This window comes from uncultured Adlercreutzia sp., from assembly GCA_910585575.1.
Classification (GTDB): domain Bacteria; phylum Actinomycetota; class Coriobacteriia; order Coriobacteriales; family Eggerthellaceae; genus Adlercreutzia.
In genome coordinates this window covers 1-2,164 of sequence record CAJUFS010000035.1, presented here as the reverse complement: position 1 = coordinate 2,164, position 2,164 = coordinate 1, and the positions used below count along the sequence as shown (strand labels likewise).

At 62.8% G+C, this 2,164-nt stretch carries 3 protein-coding genes and 1 pseudogene; all 4 read right to left on the bottom strand.

Going from position 1 to position 2,164, the window contains the following annotated elements; translation table 11 throughout:
• Positions 1 to 71: 71 nt before the first annotated feature.
• A complete protein-coding gene (locus tag QZ307_RS06205; protein ID WP_295997348.1) occupies positions 72 to 905 on the bottom strand; it encodes a hypothetical protein in 834 nt (277 codons plus the stop codon).
• An 82-nt stretch (positions 906 to 987) separates the two neighbouring features.
• Entirely contained in the window at positions 988 to 1,212 is a 225-nt protein-coding gene (locus QZ307_RS06200) for a LuxR C-terminal-related transcriptional regulator (protein WP_275207366.1), read from the bottom strand.
• 20 nt (positions 1,213 to 1,232) lie between these two features.
• A complete protein-coding gene (locus tag QZ307_RS06195) occupies positions 1,233 to 1,556 on the bottom strand; it encodes a DUF1292 domain-containing protein (RefSeq protein WP_275207365.1) in 324 nt (107 codons plus the stop codon).
• 166 nt (positions 1,557 to 1,722) lie between these two features.
• Positions 1,723 to 2,164 (bottom strand): annotated as a pseudogene (locus QZ307_RS06190) (protein translocase subunit SecDF); the annotation flags it as partial.

Genomic DNA, 2,164 nt, shown 5'->3' with positions numbered 1-2,164 from the left:
TTCCCTACACGACGCTCTTCCGATCTAGGGGGCGCCGCGGATTGATGCCTACCAGCACAAACGCCATGGCCCTACCCCGCCGAGACGGCTATGAGCGCCAGCGCCAGCGCGCAACCAGCAATGGCGAGCCACGCACGTGCCCGCGAGCCCACCACATAGGGAACCAGAAACGCGAAGATAGCATAGGCCGCCCACACCAACCACACTGCCCCTGATAGCACCATGCGCGGTATCAGATAAGACAGGTTTCCCGCACAGCCCGCATTGACCATGGCCGCATAGATGGCCACCAGATGGGTAATGCCAATGAGAATGGCCGCCGTGAATACCACCAGGCCCGCCAGAGCCGTCAGACGCGCAATCTTTCCCAGCGTGTCCAGAGAGGGCGCATCCAGCGAGAGCACCTTGGCGCTGCGCTGACGAACAAGGTGCTGCTGGTACAACTGGACACCCGAGGCCACCGCGCTGGTGGCAAAGAAGGCGCAAGCCAAAAACACGAGCACGATATGGGGCAGCAGCAGAGGCCACTGGTAGAACGCCATGTTGTCGGCGTCCAGGGGGTCCAGGATGCGCATCCATACCGCCACGGCGATGAGCACGGCAATAACCAAGCAGGCCACCGCCGCAATGCTCATGCCGCGACGCGTAACAGCAACGCCGATGGCCGTGACCACAGCCAGCACCCACGAGGCTAGCATCACGATATTGGGACCCGAAAGCAACGTTCCTGACGTGCGCATCGATTCGCAGCCGATCAGCGCCGTATGGGCCAGCACCGCCACGAAGAACAGCACCTTCCCGGCACGCACGGCCCGGGCGCGGTCACGCACCACGCCGTAAAGGCCCACAGCCCCGGCGGCACCGTACAGCAAGATTCCCAACAAGGAACAGACGAACAAAATCACGGGCGACGCGACTCCTTCCCCAACGATAACCCCAGCATAGCGGAAGCCGCGCGCCCCACCATCCCCTATTCGGGCTAAACCGCTAGCGGCGGCAGAGGATGCCCTGCTCGAAACCGTAAGCCACCAGGGCCGCGCGATTGGCGCGGCCGGATTTCGTGATCATGTGGGCCAAGTGGGACTTCACCGTCTGCTCGGACAGCGACAGGCGCTCGGCAATCTCGCGGTTCGAGAGCCCCTGGGCAATGTGATAGAGAATCTGCTGCTCACGAACGGTGAGCACGCAGTCGGGATCGGCGACGAAGATCATGGCGAAGCCGGCGAGACACCCTAGGCGAAGTCGTAGAGGTCGCGGGTGGCCTCCTGGAAGTCGGCGTACACCTCGGCAGCGATAGCCTCGTCGGTGACCAGCTCGAAGGCCTCGGGCTGACCATCGTCGTCAAGCTCGGTAACCTCGAGCAGCACCACTTCGCCGGAAGAGCAGGCGGGGTTGTCCTCGTCCACCGGGAAGAAGAACCCGTAGGAGCGGTCGTCCTTCAGAATGAGCCCCAGGAACTCCAGGTCGACGGTGTCGCCCTTTTCGTCAGAGAAGGTCAGGGTGATGCCCTCTTCCGTGGGCGGGCAGAAATTAGGAGCCGAACCTTCACGTACCATGGATTCGCCTTTCGCTAGTTCAACAGTGGTAGAGCCTAGAGGACCTCCGGGTGGTGCTCACCAAGCGAGTTCCGCAGCGAACGGAAGTGTCCAGTGGACACTTCCGCCGAGCGAGGACTGTCTGAGCGACTGAGCATTACCCGGAGGTCCGACCTTGGAAGAGCCGCTACTGCGCCCTTCCGTGCTTGTGCTTCTTCTTTTTGTTGTTCGTCTTCTTGCGCGACTGCGCGCCGGCCTCGGCATAGCCTACGGCCACGGCGCCGCCGGGATTGCTACCCGTGGGTTTTTCCGAAGCGGCCGCCGCGGCCTCCACCGTGGTAGCCGGCTTCATGGCCTCAAGACGGGCCAGCGGAATCTGGGCGATACCCGTGGAGGCGGAGTGGTCGAACTCGAAGAGGCCGATCTCCGTGCCGTACTTCTTCTGCAGCTTCGCGAATTTCGGCTCGCGGGTCTTCCACAGGCAGTAGAGCGGGCAGGCGATGGCGATGGACGAATAGGAGCCGGCGATCAGGCCGATGGCCATGGCGAAGGCGAAGTCCTTCAGGGTCTCGCCGCCGAACAGCAGCATGGCGAAGACGGGGATGAACGAGGTGAGCGTCGTGTTGATG